The sequence below is a fragment of the Microbacterium sp. Beta genome (assembly GCF_005502545.1).
GTDB lineage: Bacteria > Actinomycetota > Actinomycetes > Actinomycetales > Microbacteriaceae > Microbacterium > Microbacterium oxydans.
This window is the reverse complement of record NZ_SCOG01000009.1, coordinates 139,555-155,211: the sequence shown is the minus strand read 5'-3', so window position 1 is coordinate 155,211 and position 15,657 is coordinate 139,555. Positions and strand designations below refer to the sequence as shown.

Below are 15,657 nucleotides of genomic sequence, written 5' to 3'. Positions count from 1 at the left end.
TTGGCAGACACGTGATTCTCCTTGCGCGGTCGGGCCGCGGGAGGCGGAAAGGACGAGGCTCAGCCTAGTACGCCGAAGCGCCGCGGGTGAGGCCCGGGCGTCACGCGGGATCGTTACCGTTCTGTGATGAGATCTTTCGACGGAGGACACACAGCTCGTCATCTCCGGGAAACACGACCCTCTTAGGGTCGCCAGGACGACAGTCATCCGGTCGACAGGAGCAGTATGAAGGACACCACATCCCTACCGGGCGAGATCGTCGTCGTCGGAGCGGGGATGGCGGCGCATCGATTCGTCGAGCGGCTGCTCCGCGACCCGGGAACGGCCGCGCGGGTCACCGTCATCGGAGACGAGGGGTACGGTCCGTACGACAGGTCCGAGGTGGCGGGGCTCCTCTCCGGCGACGATCCCGCAGAGCTCCAACTGGACCGCTCCGTCTTCCGTGACGACCGCGTCCGGCTGGTGCGTGATGACCGCGTGCTGCGCATCGATCGCACGGCCCGCACCGTGCGAACGCGCTCCCGGCGCACATACTCCTACGACACGCTGGTGCTCGCCACCGGTTCGTTCGCTTCGCAGGTTGCCGTATCGGGAGCTCGGCTTCCCGGGTGCTTCGTGCTGCACTCGATCGAGGACGCGGAAGCGATCCGGACCTTCGTCGAGGCGCGATCCGGCGTCCTGGGGCGCCCGCTGCGCGGCGTCGTGATCGGGGGAGGTCGACGCGGGCTCGAAGCGGCGGTCGCTCTGGACGCGGCGGGGGTCGCAACCACGATCGTGCAGTATGCGGATCGCTTGCTGCCCGACCGGTTGGATGAGGTGGGTGCCGGCGTGCTGCAGTCCGCTCTCGCAGATCGAGGCATCGCGGTGCGCACGCGTACGAGGACGACGCGGCTCGACGCGGACGACTCGGGTGCGGTCACTGCTCTCGAGTTCCAGGACGGGACCTTCCAACGGGCGGATGTCGTGCTGTTCACGGTCGGCGTGCGTCCGCGTGACGAACTCGCCCGCAACGCGGGGCTCGGTGTGCACGCGCAGGGCGGGGTCATCATCGACGATCGGTGCGTCACTTCGGATCCACACATCCTCGCGATCGGCGAAGCGGCCCGCTTCGACGACCGTGCCGTCGATTCCGCCGCGGGCGCGCACTCCACGGCGGAGGTCGCAGCGGAGCGGGCGTGCGGGGGAGCGACGCGGTTCACGGGGCATGAAGCCTATCTCCACCGCACCATCGCCGGGGTCGACATCGTGAGCTTCGGCGAGCCGTGGGCGGCTTCTCCGGGTGCGGTCGACGTCGTCACGCTCTCCCGTCGCGGCGGTGTCTACCGCAAGCTGGTCCTGAGCGACGATGCGCAGACTCTCCTCGGGGGCATCCTCGTGGGCGATACGAGCGGACATGTCGCCTTTCGGCGGGCCGTCGGCGAACGGCTACGGGGCGAGGTCGCCGAGGAACTGGGGCGTACGGCTCCGGACGAAGGTGGGACGATCCCGGCCTGCGTCCACATCGGGATGTCGTCGCGCGAACTCCGGGGAGTGATCCGCACACAAGGATTGACCACATTCACCGAGTTCGGGGTGCGTCTTGGAAGGGAGCCCGACTGTGCGCGCTGCAGTCTGGCTGTGGCTCGCGCGCTCTTGGAGCTGGCTGACGAGCGGTTGCCGCAGAAAGGGGAAGACGCCTCCAGCGAGCGGGCACGTCGTGTGGTCGGGTCGGCGTCTGCCGGCAGTCGCGTGAGCCTCTCCGCAGCGGGGGGAGGGGAGCTCGGCCCGCAGCAGCTCGTCGACATCGGCTGCATCGCGCTGGACCTCGGCCTGTCGCTGCAGGTCGTCGACTCGCGGATCGAGCTGCGGGGAGTCCGTCGGGGGCAGCGTTCGGCGTTGCGGGAACGGCTGGGCGCGGTCGGGATCCTGTGCGAAGAGTCCCCGCTGCGCACGGGCTCGGGCGATGCCCAGGAGCAGTCGCTCCCCAGCGGCGAGTCTGTGTCACCGCATCCGAGGCCGTCAAGCGATGCTGCACGGAACGCTGTCAGAGCGATGGACGCAGGCTGGGCCGATCGAGGTCACTCGATGGGTCGGCACCTCGCCTCGCCGCTGCGCGCGGAGAACCCCGCATGACGACCGGGCGTTCGGGGGCACGCCCGGTGCTCGCAGGATGCAGGATCATCGTGTCAGACGAGGCGCGATCCGCCGGAGGTCCCTCCGCCGGGAGGGGCGTGTCGAACGACGACGGCTGGCGTCGCGTCTTGGAGCGAGCGGGGGCGGAGCTGCTGCGTGTCGTCACGCCTCGAGTGACGACACCGGCTCCGGTCGCCCTGTGTCGCGCCGTCCACCGCGCAGGTGCCGGCGGCGCTGACGCTGTGCTGTTCACGGCGTCGACGGCGGCGTGGGTCGACGCGGCGGAGAGTTCCGGCGCCCTCGACGCCAACCGGCGGCGGACGGAGGCGGAAAGGCTGCTCCTCATCGCCGTCGAGGAACGGGAGGCCACCCGACTGCGGGCGATCGGGCTGCGTGCTCGACACGTCGAGCCGTCGACGCAGGCCGGGCTGGCGGAGAGCGTCCTCGCGCACTATCGGAGCGGGGCAGGATCCGCTCTCACGGTGGCTGGACGCCTCGAGGTTCGCAGCGGAGGCGTCATTCTCGACGACGGCTTCGTTCCCCTGTCGGGTGGAGCGGCGGCACTGATCGAAGCGCTGTTCCTTGCCCGCGGCCGCGTGCTCTCGCGCGCGGAGCTCGGTCAGGTGCTTCCCGGCGGCCATCGCAGCGATCGAGCGGTCGAAGTCGCCGTCGGGCGATTGCGCGACTCCCTGGGGCGTGGCGATCTCATCCAGACGGTCGTCAAGCGGGGCTATCGCCTGGCGGTGGCCGAGCCCCGATGAGGGCGCTCGTCAGGAGAGCGTGTGCAGGCTACTCGGTGGGCGCCGGTTCCTCGCTGGGAACGGGCTCCTCGGTGGGAGCCGGTGTCTCGCTGGGGGCCGGTGTCCCGGTCGGAGCGACCGTGGGTGTGGGCGTGGGTTCGGGGGCAGTGACCTGCGCGTGCACGACCTGGCTCGCGATCGCCGCCGACACGATCACGACGCCGACGATGATCCCGATCGCGTTGTCTCGGGTGCGGCGCCGGATCAGTCCTTCATGCACGGCGTTGCGGGCCGCATGGATGCGGGCGCGTTCCGCTTGCGTGCGCTGCTGTGCATTCTTGGACCCGCGTGCTGCCATCTGCCCTGTTTCCCCTCACTGTGTCGCTGTGCGACCTCGCCTCAGAGCCTAGCGTCGTCGGCCCGTCGCACCGATGCGCTGCGTTCGGCCGTTCGGCACGGTTCAACGGCGAACGCTCGTCATTCCGTGATGGACTGACTACTTTTAGGCTATTGATCGCCTCAGTCCGAAAAGGAGAACGCTCATGCGGTGGACCCGAAACCTCGTCGCGGCCCTCGTCGTCAGCGCGACTGCCGTACTCGGCGTCGTGCCGCCGGTGAGCGCGGCGGAGATCCCACCGCCGAACGCGGATGTCGCACGGATCCTCGCGGATACGAACGCCGCGCGGGCCGCCAACGGACTGGCGCCGCTGGTGCTGGACGGGGATGTGACGACGGTCGCGCAGAACTGGTCGGCGACCCAGTCCCGCGAAGGCCGGATGTACCACAACCCGCAGTACTCGAGCCAGATCCCCGGGGGTTGGAGCAGGGCAGCCGAGAACGTCGCATCCGGCTATTCGTCGGCGACCGTCGTCGCCGCATGGATGAACTCGCCGGGGCACCGTGCGAACATCCTCGGCGACTACACGACGATCGGCATCGGTCTCGTCAACGGCTACGCCACGCAGGTGTTCGCCAAGTATCCGGTATCGACGCCCACTCCGACGGTCTCGCGGCAGGACGCCTCCGTGCGCAGCCACGTCGCTCAGCGGGGATGGATCGCCGGAGGCGGCACCACGGGGCAGGGGCTGGGTCTCGAAGCCGTCGCGGTGCGGCAGCAGACCGGCAAGGTCATCTGCCTTCAGGCCCATGTGCAGAACATCGGGTGGATGACACCCGTCTGCACGCAGGGTGCCGGTACCGAGGTGACGGCGGGGACGACCGGTCGAGGGCTTCGAATGGAGGCTCTCCGGGTGTGGAGTCCGGGCAACACGGTGTCCGGACGAGGACACGTGTCGAGCATCGGGTGGCAACCGCGCGTGGTCTCCTCGGCGCCGGGCAACCAGATCTCCCTCGGCACGACCGGGCAGGCGAGGCAGCTCGAGTTCGTCGACCTCTTCCAGTGACGGCGACTTCCTGAGACGGCGATGTCGCTCGCCCCGAGTAGCCTTGGCGGGTGACCCCTTCCGCGCCGCTGCTCTCCGGGCAGACGCCCCTCGCCGTGCGCATGCGCCCGACCTCCCTCGCCGAGGTCGCCGGGCAGCGTCACCTGCTCCGGGCCGGTTCGCCGATCGTCGCCCTCGCTGATCCGAAGGCGGCAGCGCCGGGAGCCGTATCGATCATCCTGTGGGGGCCGCCGGGCACCGGCAAGACCACGCTGGCACAGGCCATCGCGCGTTCGTCGGGGCGACGCTTCGTCGAGTTGTCCGCCATCACCGCCGGCGTCAAGGACGTGCGCGAAGTCATGCAGGAGGCGGTGAACCAACGCGATCTCTACGGTCAGACCACCATCCTCTTCCTCGACGAGATCCACCGCTTCACGAAGGCGCAGCAGGACGCTCTGCTCCCCGGGGTCGAGAACGGGTGGGTGATCCTCATCGCCGCGACCACGGAGAATCCGTCCTTCTCGGTGATCTCACCATTGCTCTCGCGCTCTCTGCTGCTGACCCTGCAGCCACTGACCGACGAGGACATCGGCGTGCTCGTCGACCGTGCGGTGACCGATGCCAGGGGACTCAACGGAGCCGTCACGCTCAGCGACGAAGCTCGATCCGCCCTCCTGAGACTCGCATCGGGGGATGCTCGGCGCGCCCTCACGGGGTTGGAGGCCGGTGCGGCCGTGGCCCTGTCGCACGCCACGACAGGAGAGCCCGGTGACGGTGCTGGTGGCGAGGAGGACGCGAGTGCGGGGCCGCCCGAGGTCTCTGCCGATGACATCGCCCAGGCGGTCGACAAGGCGCTGCTGCGGTACGACCGTCAGGGTGATGAGCACTACGACGTCATCAGTGCGTTCATCAAGTCGATCAGGGGATCCGACCCCGATGCGGCGCTGCACTACTTGGCCCGCATGATCGAGGCGGGGGAGGATCCGCGGTTCATCGCCAGGCGCCTCGTCATCTCCGCGTCGGAGGACGTGGGCCTCGCCGACCCGCAGGCGATGGTCATAGCCGTCGCCGCTGCCGATGCCGTGGCGTTCATCGGTATGCCGGAGGGGCGCATCCCACTCGCGGAGGCGACCGTGTACCTGGCGACCACAGCCAAGTCGAACGCCGCCTATGTGGGCATCGACGCCGCGATCGCCGACATCCGTGCGGGAGGTTTCGGCAGGGTGCCGCTTCATCTGCGCGACGCTCACTATCCGGGCGCGAAGCGACTCGGGCACGGCCGCGGGTACGTCTACTCCCACGACAGCGAGTTCGGGATCGTGCCCCAGCAGTACCTGCCGGATGAGCTGGACGGCCGACGCTATTACCAGCCGAAGAACCTCGGTGCGGAGCGTGACATCGGCTCCAGGCTCGAGCGCATCCGTCGCATCCTCGGCGATCGCTGACCCGCAGATCCGGTCGAGAGACACGATCTGTTAGACTTGAGCGGCTCGAAACCGAGTTTTCGGGCATCTCCTCGTTCACACCACACCTTGCTGGCGCCCCGGCGTGCGCTCCAAGGCAGAACGCGGACGATACGTCCGCGAGTCGCGAAAGCCGCGACCGCGTCATCGGAAGGAACGCTTCGTGACCACGAAGTCCCAGGACCGCCGCAAGGTGCGTCTCAGCCGCGCCCTCGGCGTCGCACTCACCCCGAAGGCCGCCCGCTACCTCGAGAAGCGCCCGTACGCTCCGGGTGAGCACGGCCGCACCAAGCGCAAGGCAGACAGCGACTACGCCGTCCGTCTGCGTGAGAAGCAGCGCCTGCGTGAGCAGTACGGCATCCGCGAGAAGCAGATGCGCAACACGTTCAACGAGGCTCGTCGTCAGGACGGCCTGACCGGTGAGAACCTGGTCGAGCTTCTCGAGATGCGTCTCGACGCCCTCGTCGTGCGTTCGGGCTTCGCCCGCACCACCGCACAGGCTCGCCAGCTCGTCGTGCACCGTCACATCCTGGTCGACGGCCAGCTTGTCGACCGCCCGTCGTTCCGCGTGAAGCCGGGTCAGCTCATCCACGTCAAGCCCAAGAGCGAGGGCACCGAGCCCTTCCAGGTGGCAGCAGCCGGCGGTCACGCCGAGGTCCTGCCCCCCGTTCCCGGCTACCTCGAGGTCGAGCTCGACAAGCTCCAGGCACGTCTGGTCCGTCGCCCGAAGCGCGCTGAGGTCCCCGTGACCTGCGAAGTGCAGCTCGTCGTCGAGTACTACGCGGCTCGCTGATACACCGCATACACGAGAGGCGTCGGGGAAACCCGACGCCTCTCGTCGTTTTTGCATACGATGGGATCACCGCGCCTTCGCGGCTCAGAGGCAAGGATGGCGTCATGAAGAAGTTGCAGTGGTTCCTGATCGGAGTGATCGGCGGCTTCGTCGCGGCCCATTTCATGAACAAGGACCCGCGGGGTCGTGACATCCTCGCCGAGGTCGATGCCCGCATCAACGGCTTCACCTCCCTGATCGGCGACGCCTACCGCGCCGAAGACGCTCGGCTCGCAGAGCCGGAACAGAACTGACACCTCCCGCGCGCCTCGCGCAGCATCGCTCAACGCGACCATCCCTCCACGCGACCTAGGACACCTGGCACCCCTATGAAAACTGCGGAAATCGCGCAGCGTTACCTCGACTTCTTCGAGAAGAACGACCATCTCATCGTCCCCTCCGCCTCTCTGGTCAGCGACGACCCTTCCCTGCTGTTCACCGTCGCCGGAATGGTGCCGATGATCCCGTATCTCACCGGGGTCGTGCCCGCTCCGCACCCGCGCATCGCGGACGTGCAGAAGTGCATCCGCACCAACGACATCGAAGAGGTGGGCCGCACCGCCCGTCACGGCACGTTCTTCCAGATGCTGGGCAACTGGTCCTTCGGCGACTACTTCAAGGAAGGCGCGATCCGTTACGCCTGGGAGCTGCTGACCAGCGCGGAGTCCGACGGCGGTCTCGGCTTCGACGAGAAGGACCTCTGGGTCACGGTCTACGAGACCGATGACGAGGCCGAAGCGATCTGGCGCGACATCATCGGGCTCAAGCCCGAGCGCATCCAGCGTCTCGGCCGCGCGGACAACTACTGGAACACCGGTCAGCCGGGCCCGGGTGGCCCCGACTCGGAGATCTTCTTCGATCGTGGCCCCGCTTACGGCAAGGACGGCGGCCCCGCCGTCGACGACTCGCGGTTCCTGGAGATCTGGAACCTCGTGTTCATGCAGGACTTCATCGAGAACATCCGCGGCAAGACCGAGTTCGACATCGTCGGTGAGCTCCCGATGAAGAACATCGACACCGGGATGGGCCTCGAGCGCGTCGCCTTCCTCAAGCAGGGCGTCGACAACATGTACGAGTCCGACCAGGTGCGGCCCGTGCTCGATCGTGCCGTCGAACTCTCCGGACGGCCCTATGGCGTGCAGCATGAGGACGACGTGCGGTTCCGCGTCGTCGCCGACCACGTCCGGTCCTCGCTCATGCTCCTCTCCGACGGAGTCCGCCCCTCCAACGAGGGGCGCGGATACATCCTCCGCCGTCTGATGCGCCGCACGGTCCGTTCGATGCGGCTGCTCGGCGTCGACGAGCCGGTCTTCCCCGAGCTCTTCGCCGCGTCGCGCGACGTGATGAAGACCACCTACCCCGAGCTCGAGAAGGACTGGCCGGTGCTCTCGGCGTCGGCGTTCGCCGAGGAGGAGACGTTCCGTCGCACCCTCGTCGCCGGCTCCACGATCCTCGACCTCGCGCTCGACGAGACCAGGAAGGGCGGCGGGAAGACGCTGAGCGGGCCGGAGGCGTTCCTTCTGCACGACACCTACGGTTTCCCCATCGACCTCACGCTCGAGGTCGCCGAGGAGGCGGGGCTGGACGTCGACCGTGCCGCCTTCGACAATCTCATGCAGGAGCAGCGTCAGCGCGCCAAGGACGACGCCCGCAACCGCAAGCGGCAGCTCGCCGATGTGTCGGTCTACCGTGAACTGCGCGCCCTGGGCGAGACCGGATTCGACGGGTACACGGCGCTCGAGGTCGAGTCGCGTGTGCTCGGACTCCTCGTCGACGGCGTTCCGGTGCGCAGCGCCGCCGAGGGTCAGATCGCCGAGGTCGTGCTGGCCGAGACGACGCTGTATGCAGAGTCCGGCGGCCAGGTCGCTGACAAGGGCACGATCGTTGGCCCGGGCTACGTCCTCGAAGTGCTGGATGTGCAGAAGCCGGTTCCCGGTCTGATCAGCCACACCGTCGAGGTCACGCGCGGAAGCGTCGCCGTCGACGACATCGCGACCACGGTCGTCGATGCCGCGAACCGCCGTGCCGCCCGCCAGGCGCACTCGGCGACGCACCTCGTGCACGCCGCGCTCCGCGACACGCTCGGTCCGACGGCGACGCAGGCAGGATCGTTGAACCGCGCCGGCTACATGCGCTTCGACTTCGCGTGGTCGCAGGCGCTCTCGGTAGACACCCGAAGCGAGATCGAGGAGATCACGAACCGCGCGGTGCAGGACTCGCTCGAAGTGACCACGCGCATCGTCTCGCTCGACGAGGCCAAGGAAGCCGGGGCCATGGCCCTGTTCGGCGAGAAGTACGGCGACGTGGTGCGCATGGTCGACATCGGCGGCCCGTGGTCCCGCGAGCTGTGCGCGGGTACGCACGTGAGCACGAGTGCCGAGATCGGACTCGTGAGCCTGGTCGGCGAGTCGTCGGTCGGGGCATCGAACCGCCGTATCGAGGCGCTCGTCGGCGCCGATGCCTTCCGCGAGCTCGCCGCTGAGCGTGCCATCGTGTCGCAGCTCACCAGTTCGTTGAAGACTCCTCGCGAGCAGCTGCCCGAGCGTATCGCCGATCTGACCGCGAGCCTCAAGGCGGCGGAGAAGCGCATCGCGCAGTTCGAGGCGAAGGAGCGGGCGGGTCAGGTCCCGTCGATCGTCGAGGCTGCGACGCGCGTCGGAGAGTTCCGCCTGGCTGCGCAGAACCTCGGTGACGTGGCTTCTGCAGATGACGTGCGCGATCTCGTCAACGGTGTCCGTGATCGGCTCGGTTCTGAGGCGGCTGTCGTGGCACTGGGCGCCGTGGTCAACGGACGCCCGGTCGTGGTCGTCGCCACCAACGAGGCGGCGCGGTCGGCCGGCGCGAAGGCCGGTGCGCTGGCGAAGCGCGCAGCCGGCGTGCTCGGCGGCGGCGGCGGCGGACGAGACGACGTCGCACAGGGCGGTGGAGCGGATGTCGCCGCACTCCCCGCGGCGCTCGACGCCATCTCCCAGGAGCTGCACAGCGCGTGAGCGGGTTCCGTCGCGGAGTGCGTCTCGGCATCGACGTGGGAAGAGCGAGGGTCGGTGTCGCGCGCTCCGATCCCGACGGGATGCTCGCGGTGCCGGTGGAGACCGTGCCGCGAGATGACGCCTCGATCGACCGCATCGTCCAGATCGCACAGGAGTACGACCTGTTGGAGTTCGTCGTCGGATTGCCAGTGAACATGCAGGGAACGGACACCCCCTCGACGACGGACGCTCGCGAGTTCGCGGCCGCGCTCCAGGTGCGCAGTGGGCTCCCGGTGCGGCTCGTGGACGAACGGCTGAGCACCGTGACCGCCCACGCGGCATTGCGCAGTTCCGGGAGATCTCAGAAGAAGTCTCGTAGCATTGTGGATCAGGTCGCCGCCGTGGTGCTTCTGCAGCAGGCGATCGACATGGAGAAGAGCACCGGAAACCCGGCCGGTGCCACCATCTCGCCTGACGAGGAGCACGCCTGACGATGTCTGAACGTGACAGCGCCACACCCGAGCCCGACACCGATGCCCGGCTGGGGGACCTGTTCGAGAATCTGCCCGAACCGACGAGACAGATTCCGACCGTAGACGACAGCGCGCCTGCTCCCGGATCGCGACGTGCCGCGAGGGAAGCGGCCTCGGGGGAGGGGACGGCCACACCGGCCCGCGGCACCGCCGGCCCGGCGGCGCAGCCTTCGAGCGCGCCGGTGCGAGCCTCTGCCGATGACGCCGTCGGCGCGGACGCGTCGGCACCGTCTCCGATTCCGGTGCGGGCCTCTGCTGACGCGGCTGACGCGACGACACGGGCACAAGCCGAGGCCGTCCCGGCGTCGGCTCCCGTCGCCGATGCAGCGGGGCCCGCGATCGGCGGTGGCCTCGACGCCCTCTTCGTCCCCCACGATGAGAACGTCGACGCGAAGCCCAAGAAGAAGAAGCGGCGGAAGGGCTGCTTGATCGCGCTCGTGATCGTTCTCGCGATCTTCGGCGGGATCGCCGCCGGCGGCGCGTGGGTGTGGAACACCTACGGCGACAAGATCAGTGATGCGATGGGGTGGGGCGAGTCGAAGGATTGGGAGCCCGGGCTGGCCAACGGCGAAGCCCTCGTCACCATCAAGCAGGGGGACACCGGGGGTCCCGTGTCCACCGCCCTCTATGAAGCCGGTGTGACGAAGACCGAAGACGTCTTCTACGACTACATCGTCGACGAGAACCTCGCCGTGACCTTCTATCCGGGCGTGTACCGCCTACAGAAGAAGATGACGGCAGAAGCCGCCCTTGCGGCGCTGAAGGACGATGGCAACAAGATGGCCAACGCCGTCTCCGTCTCCGAGGGCGGGACGATCGTCTCGTCGCTCCCCGGTATGGCTGAGACGCTCGGTCTTCCGCTGGCCGACTTCGAAGCGGCGGTTCAGGATCCTTCGGCGTACGGAGTGGACGCACCGAGTCTGGAAGGCTGGCTGTTCCCCGCGGTGTACGAGTTCGACCCGGGAGTCACGGCGCCGCAGGTGATCCAGCGCATGGTGGACCGCACGCGGGAATCGCTCGACGCGGCAGGCGTGCCCGCCGCCGATGCGGAGCGGATCCTCACGATCGCGTCGATCATCCAGCGCGAAGGCCGGCTCGACGACTTCGCGAAGGTGTCGAGGGTCATCCAGAACCGTCTCGACATCGACATGAAGCTGCAGATGGACTCGACGGCGCAGTACGGGTACGGCTCGCTGCATGAGGGGGTCGTCTCGAGCTCCAAGGAAGCTCTGGAGGACGACAACGACTGGAACACCTATGTGCGCACCGGTCTGCCGCTCACGCCCATCGCCAGCCCGAGCGATGCCGCCATCAAGGCCGCGATGGCGCCCGCCGACGGCCCGTGGCTGTACTTCGTCACGATCAACCTGGCGACGGGGGAGACGCAGTTCTCCGAGACGATGGCCGAGCACGAGCAGGGCATCGAGAAATGGCGCGAGTGGTGCCGGGCGAACCCCGACGCCGGTTGTTGAGCCGGTGACGCGGTCTCGTCTGGCGGTCTGGGGCGATCCCATCGGGCATTCCAAGTCGCCTGCGCTCCATGCCGCTGCATATCGCGTGCTCGGACTCGACTGGGTCTATGGCCGGCGTCAAGTCGCCGCTGAGGAGTTCGAGCCGGCACTCGCGGGGCTGGACGACACGTGGCGCGGCCTCTCGCTGACCATGCCCCTGAAGGAGGCGGCGTTCCGTGCGGCGGTGACGGTCGATCGTCACGCAGAGCTGACAGGAGCGGTCAACACGCTCCTGTTGGGGGAGCATCTCGCCGGTTTCAACACCGATGTGGGTGGCATCGTCGACGCTCTCACCGAGGCCGACGTGCCCGAGGCGGGGCAGGTGCGCATCCTCGGCGCGGGAGCCACGGCGTCGTCCGCACTCGTCGCCGCCTCCGAGCTCGGCGCCGTGCGTGTCGACGTCCGAGCGCGGCGCCCCGAAGCCGCTGCCGCACTCGTGGAACTCGGTGAACGGCTCGGAGTGATCGTCGACGTCGACTCCTTCGACGCGCCGCTGACTGACGTGGACCTCACCGTGGCGACGCTGCCCGGAGGCGCTGAGCTCTCCGCGGATGTCGCCGCAGCACTGGCCGCGTCAGGCGGAGTCCTCTTCGATGTGGCGTACGCACCCTGGCCATCTGCCCTCGCCGCGCTGTGGGGCGGAGACCGTGCCGTCTCCGGACTCGGCATGCTGCTGCACCAGGCCGTGCGCCAGATCCGCATCTTCCGGAACGGAGATCCGGCGATCGCGCTGCAGGACGAGGACTCGGTGATCGCCGCCATGCGCGCCGCTCTCTGAGACGGTCGGCGCGGACGACGAAACGCGGCGCGGGGCAGGTCGAACCCGTGGGAGACTGGAGCAATGCTCCGCGTGCTCACGGCCGGCGAATCGCACGGCCCAGAACTCATCGCCGTCATGGAGGGACTGCCCTCCGGCGTCCCTGTGTCCTCCGAGGCCATCCAGGCCGATCTGGCTCGGCGCAAGCTGGGCTACGGTCGCGGTTCACGGATGAAGTTCGAGCAGGACGAGCTGACGATCTCGGGCGGCGTGCGACACGGGAAGAGCCTCGGCAGTCCGATCGCGCTCCGGATCGGCAACACCGAGTGGCCGAAGTGGATCGAGGTCATGAACCCCGAGCCGGTGGAGCTCACGGACAAGTCCCGTGGCCGCAGCGCACCCCTCACGCGTCCACGTCCTGGTCACGCCGACCTCGTCGGCATGCAGAAGTACGACTTCGACGAGGCCCGTCCGATCCTCGAGAGGGCGAGCGCCAGGGAGACCGCCGCACGCGTCGCACTCGGTGCGATCGCCCGGTCATTCCTCGGCGAGCTCGGTATCCGGCTCGTCAGCCACACGTTGTCGATCGGTCCGGTCCGCGTGCCGGAGGGATCTTCGCTGCCCACACCGGACGACGTGGACACGCTGGACGCGGATCCGCTCCGGTGCTTCGACCCGGCGACGTCCGCGCTGATGGTCGCCGAAGTGGACGACGCCAAGAAGGACGGCGACACCCTCGGTGGCATCGTCGAGGTCCTCGCGTACGGGCTGCCGCCCGGACTGGGCTCCCATGTGCACTGGGACCGTCGCCTGGACGCGCGCCTCGCGCAGGCGCTCATGAGCATCCAGGCCATCAAGGGCGTCGAGGTCGGCGACGGCTTCGAGACCACTCGTCGGCGGGGGTCCGCCGCGCACGACGAGCTGTTCGCCACCGCCGAGGGCATCACCCGCGGTTCCGATCGGGCCGGTGGCACCGAGGGCGGCATGTCTACGGGGACCGTTCTCCGCGTGCGCGCAGGGATGAAGCCGATCGCCACCGTGCCGCATGCGCTGCGGACGATCGACATCTCCACCGGAGACGATGCCACCGCCCACCACCAGCGATCCGACGTGTGCGCCGTGCCTGCGGCGGGCGTCGTCGCCGAGGCCATGGTCGCGGTCGAGCTCGCGAACGCCGTGCTGGAGAAGTTCGGCGGAGACAGCATCCGCGAGACCCGTCGCAACCTCGACGGATACCTGGCTGGCATCCCCGAAGAGCTGCGCACGACCCCCGCGTCCGAGGCGGCGCTCATCGCGCATGACGAGCGCGGCTGATCCGCTGACGCTGGTGCTGGTCGGTCCGATGGCCGCCGGCAAGACCAGTGTCGGTCGGCGGGTGGCGCGTCGGCTCGGAGTCGACTTCATCGACACCGACAAGCGGATCGTCGCCGCTCACGGTCCGATCTCGGTGATCTTCGAGCAGCACGGCGAAGAGCACTTCCGCGACCTCGAGCGGGCGGCCGTGGCCGAGGCGCTCTCCGAAGGGGGAGTGATATCGCTCGGCGGAGGCGCGGTGACGAAGGCCGCGACGCGGGATCTGCTCGTCGAGCATCCGGTGGTGTTCCTGACCGTGAGTCCCGAGGCCGTCGCCGATCGGCTGCGCGGCAGCAGCCGTCCGCTGCTGGCGGGGGAGGACCCATTGGAGCGCTGGAAGAAGATCTTCGAGGAGCGTCGAGGGTGGTACGACGAGGTCTCCTCGGCCACCTTCGACACCTCACGTCGTCCGATGCAGAAGATCGCGGACGACATCGTGGCATGGAGGAGAGAGCAGCGATGAGCACGACGACCATCAGCGTCACCGGAGACGACGCCTACGACATCACGCTCGGACGGGGGATCCTCGATCAGGTCTCGGCCGCGCTCGCGCCGGGGGTGCGCAAGGTGCTCGTCGTGCACCCGCCGACGCTCGCGGCCCGCGCTGCCGAACTGCGCGACCGCCTCCTCGCCGATGCTGCCGATGGGCCGCGCGAGGTGCTCCTCGCCGAGATCCCCGATGCCGAGCAGGGCAAGCGGATCGAGGTCGCCGCCTTCTGCTGGCAGGTCATGGGCCAGGCCGACTTCACGCGTTCCGATGCCGTGATCGGCTACGGCGGGGGCTCCGTCACCGACCTCGCCGGCTTCGTCGCCGCGACCTGGCTCCGCGGCGTGCAGCTCATCCAGGTGCCGACGACCGTTCTCGGACTGGTGGACGCGGCTGTCGGCGGCAAGACAGGTGTCAACACGGCCGAGGGCAAGAACCTCGTCGGAGCGTTCTGGGCACCGACGGCTGTGGTCGGCGACCTCGACGAACTCGCCAGCCTGAGCCCGAACGAGGCGACGGCGGGCTTCGCGGAGGTCGTGAAGGCCGGCTTCATCTGGGCGCCCGAGATCCTCGACATCGTCGAAGCAGATCCCGCACGCGCCGTGGACCCGACGACCGAGGAGTTCCGTCGTGCCGTCGAGCTCGCGATCCGGATGAAGGCCGAGGTCGTGTCGGACGACTTCCGCGAGGCCGGACTGCGGGAGATCCTCAACTACGGCCACACCCTCGGCCACGCGATCGAGCACGCGGAGCGCTACCGGTGGCGTCACGGCGCCGCGATCTCGGTCGGCATGCTGTACGCGGCCGAGCTCTCGCGTCTCGCGGGACGGCTGTCGGACACGGCAGCCGAGCGCCACCGCACCATCCTGGAATCGCTGGGACTTCCGACGTCGTACCGTGCCGGTGCCTGGCCGCAGCTGCTCGCCACGATGCAGCGCGACAAGAAGAGCCGCGGAGGCATGCTGCGGTTCATCCTGCTCGACGACATCGCGAAGCCGACGGTGCTGCAGGCCCCGGACGAATCGCTGATGTTCGCCGCCTACCAGGAGGTGGGCGCGTGACCCGACGCATCCTCCTCGTCAACGGGCCGAACCTGAATCTGCTCGGCTCGCGCGAACCGGAGATCTACGGCACCGCGACGCTCGCCGACGTCGAGCGCCTCACTGCCGATGCCGCGGCGGACGTGGGCTTCGAGGTGCGCGCAGTGCAGAGCAATCACGAGGGGGTGCTGATCGACGCGATCCACGCGGCACGTGAAGACTGCGTGGCCATCGTGATCAATCCGGGCGGACTCACGCACACGTCCGTGGTCCTTCGCGACGCGCTCACCGGAGTGTCCCTGCCCTTCGCCGAGGTGCACATCTCCGACGTCTACGCTCGAGAGGCGTTCCGGCACCACTCGTACCTCGACGACGTCGCCGCCGTGCGCGTCGTCGGGCGCGGAGTGGACGGCTACGCGGACGCCGTGCGGCAGCTCGCAGCACTCATCCCTTAGAATCGACTGTCGGCTCCGCCCGA

The 15,657-nt window shown here is 68.7% G+C and carries 15 protein-coding genes; 14 read left to right on the top strand and 1 reads right to left on the bottom strand.

Translation table 11 applies throughout. From position 1 onward, the window contains the following. Window positions 1-225: 225 nt before the first annotated feature. Together FFS56_RS11500 and FFS56_RS11495 are read left to right on the top strand one after the other, a co-directional pair. Window positions 226-2,112 (top strand): FAD-dependent oxidoreductase, encoded by a 1,887-nt coding sequence (locus FFS56_RS11500; protein ID WP_127012174.1) that lies wholly within the window; start codon window positions 226-228, stop codon window positions 2,110-2,112. A gap of 98 nt (window positions 2,113-2,210) precedes the next feature. Further along, a complete protein-coding gene (locus FFS56_RS11495; RefSeq protein WP_164734094.1) occupies window positions 2,211-2,873 on the top strand; it encodes a winged helix-turn-helix domain-containing protein in 663 nt (220 codons plus the stop codon). Between the two features lie 28 nt (window positions 2,874-2,901). On the opposite strand, the gene FFS56_RS11490 is transcribed toward FFS56_RS11495, so the two are convergent. Then, window positions 2,902-3,210: a hypothetical protein gene (locus FFS56_RS11490; RefSeq protein ID WP_046747155.1), complete on the bottom strand. Its 309-nt coding sequence runs from the start codon at window positions 3,208-3,210 to the stop codon at window positions 2,902-2,904. A 184-nt stretch (window positions 3,211-3,394) separates the two neighbouring features. Between FFS56_RS11490 and FFS56_RS20685 the strand changes: the two genes are divergently transcribed. The 12 genes from FFS56_RS20685 (at window position 3,395) to FFS56_RS11430 (ending at window position 15,634) form a co-directional block, all read left to right on the top strand. Further along, entirely contained in the window at window positions 3,395-4,255 is an 861-nt protein-coding gene (locus FFS56_RS20685) for a CAP domain-containing protein (RefSeq protein ID WP_052748644.1), read from the top strand. A 50-nt stretch (window positions 4,256-4,305) separates the two neighbouring features. Continuing rightward, window positions 4,306-5,679 carry a replication-associated recombination protein A gene (locus FFS56_RS11480; protein WP_082108568.1) on the top strand — a complete coding sequence of 458 codons (1,374 nt, stop codon included), beginning with the start codon at window positions 4,306-4,308 and terminating at the stop codon, window positions 5,677-5,679. A 181-nt stretch (window positions 5,680-5,860) separates the two neighbouring features. Continuing rightward, a complete protein-coding gene (rpsD, locus tag FFS56_RS11475) occupies window positions 5,861-6,490 on the top strand; it encodes a 30S ribosomal protein S4 (RefSeq protein ID WP_052748643.1) in 630 nt (209 codons plus the stop codon). Between the two features lie 104 nt (window positions 6,491-6,594). Continuing rightward, window positions 6,595-6,783, top strand: a complete 189-nt coding sequence (locus tag FFS56_RS11470) for a hypothetical protein (RefSeq protein WP_046747154.1) — start codon at window positions 6,595-6,597, stop codon at window positions 6,781-6,783. Between the two features lie 75 nt (window positions 6,784-6,858). Then, window positions 6,859-9,519: an alanine--tRNA ligase gene (alaS, locus tag FFS56_RS11465; protein WP_046747153.1), complete on the top strand. Its 2,661-nt coding sequence runs from the start codon at window positions 6,859-6,861 to the stop codon at window positions 9,517-9,519. Further along, window positions 9,516-9,989, top strand: a complete 474-nt coding sequence (gene ruvX / locus FFS56_RS11460; RefSeq protein ID WP_046747152.1) for a Holliday junction resolvase RuvX — start codon at window positions 9,516-9,518, stop codon at window positions 9,987-9,989. Before alaS ends, ruvX begins: the two co-directional genes overlap by 4 nt. Window positions 9,990-9,991: 2 nt before the next feature. Further along, window positions 9,992-11,503 carry an endolytic transglycosylase MltG gene (gene mltG / locus FFS56_RS11455; RefSeq protein WP_046747151.1) on the top strand — a complete coding sequence of 504 codons (1,512 nt, stop codon included), beginning with the start codon at window positions 9,992-9,994 and terminating at the stop codon, window positions 11,501-11,503. Between the two features lie 4 nt (window positions 11,504-11,507). Continuing rightward, on the top strand, window positions 11,508-12,320 hold the full coding sequence (locus FFS56_RS11450; RefSeq protein WP_046747150.1) for a hypothetical protein: 813 nt from the start codon (window positions 11,508-11,510) through the stop codon (window positions 12,318-12,320). A gap of 63 nt (window positions 12,321-12,383) precedes the next feature. Further along, entirely contained in the window at window positions 12,384-13,613 is a 1,230-nt protein-coding gene (aroC, locus tag FFS56_RS11445; RefSeq protein WP_046747149.1) for a chorismate synthase, read from the top strand. Continuing rightward, entirely contained in the window at window positions 13,597-14,115 is a 519-nt protein-coding gene (locus FFS56_RS11440) for a shikimate kinase (RefSeq protein ID WP_113680145.1), read from the top strand. The genes aroC and FFS56_RS11440 overlap by 17 nt, the downstream gene beginning before the upstream one ends. Further along, entirely contained in the window at window positions 14,112-15,200 is a 1,089-nt protein-coding gene (aroB, locus tag FFS56_RS11435) for a 3-dehydroquinate synthase (protein WP_046747147.1), read from the top strand. Before FFS56_RS11440 ends, aroB begins: the two co-directional genes overlap by 4 nt. Continuing rightward, complete coding sequence (locus FFS56_RS11430; protein WP_046747146.1) at window positions 15,197-15,634, top strand: type II 3-dehydroquinate dehydratase; 438 nt, start codon at window positions 15,197-15,199, stop codon at window positions 15,632-15,634. Before aroB ends, FFS56_RS11430 begins: the two co-directional genes overlap by 4 nt. Window positions 15,635-15,657 lie beyond the last annotated feature (23 nt).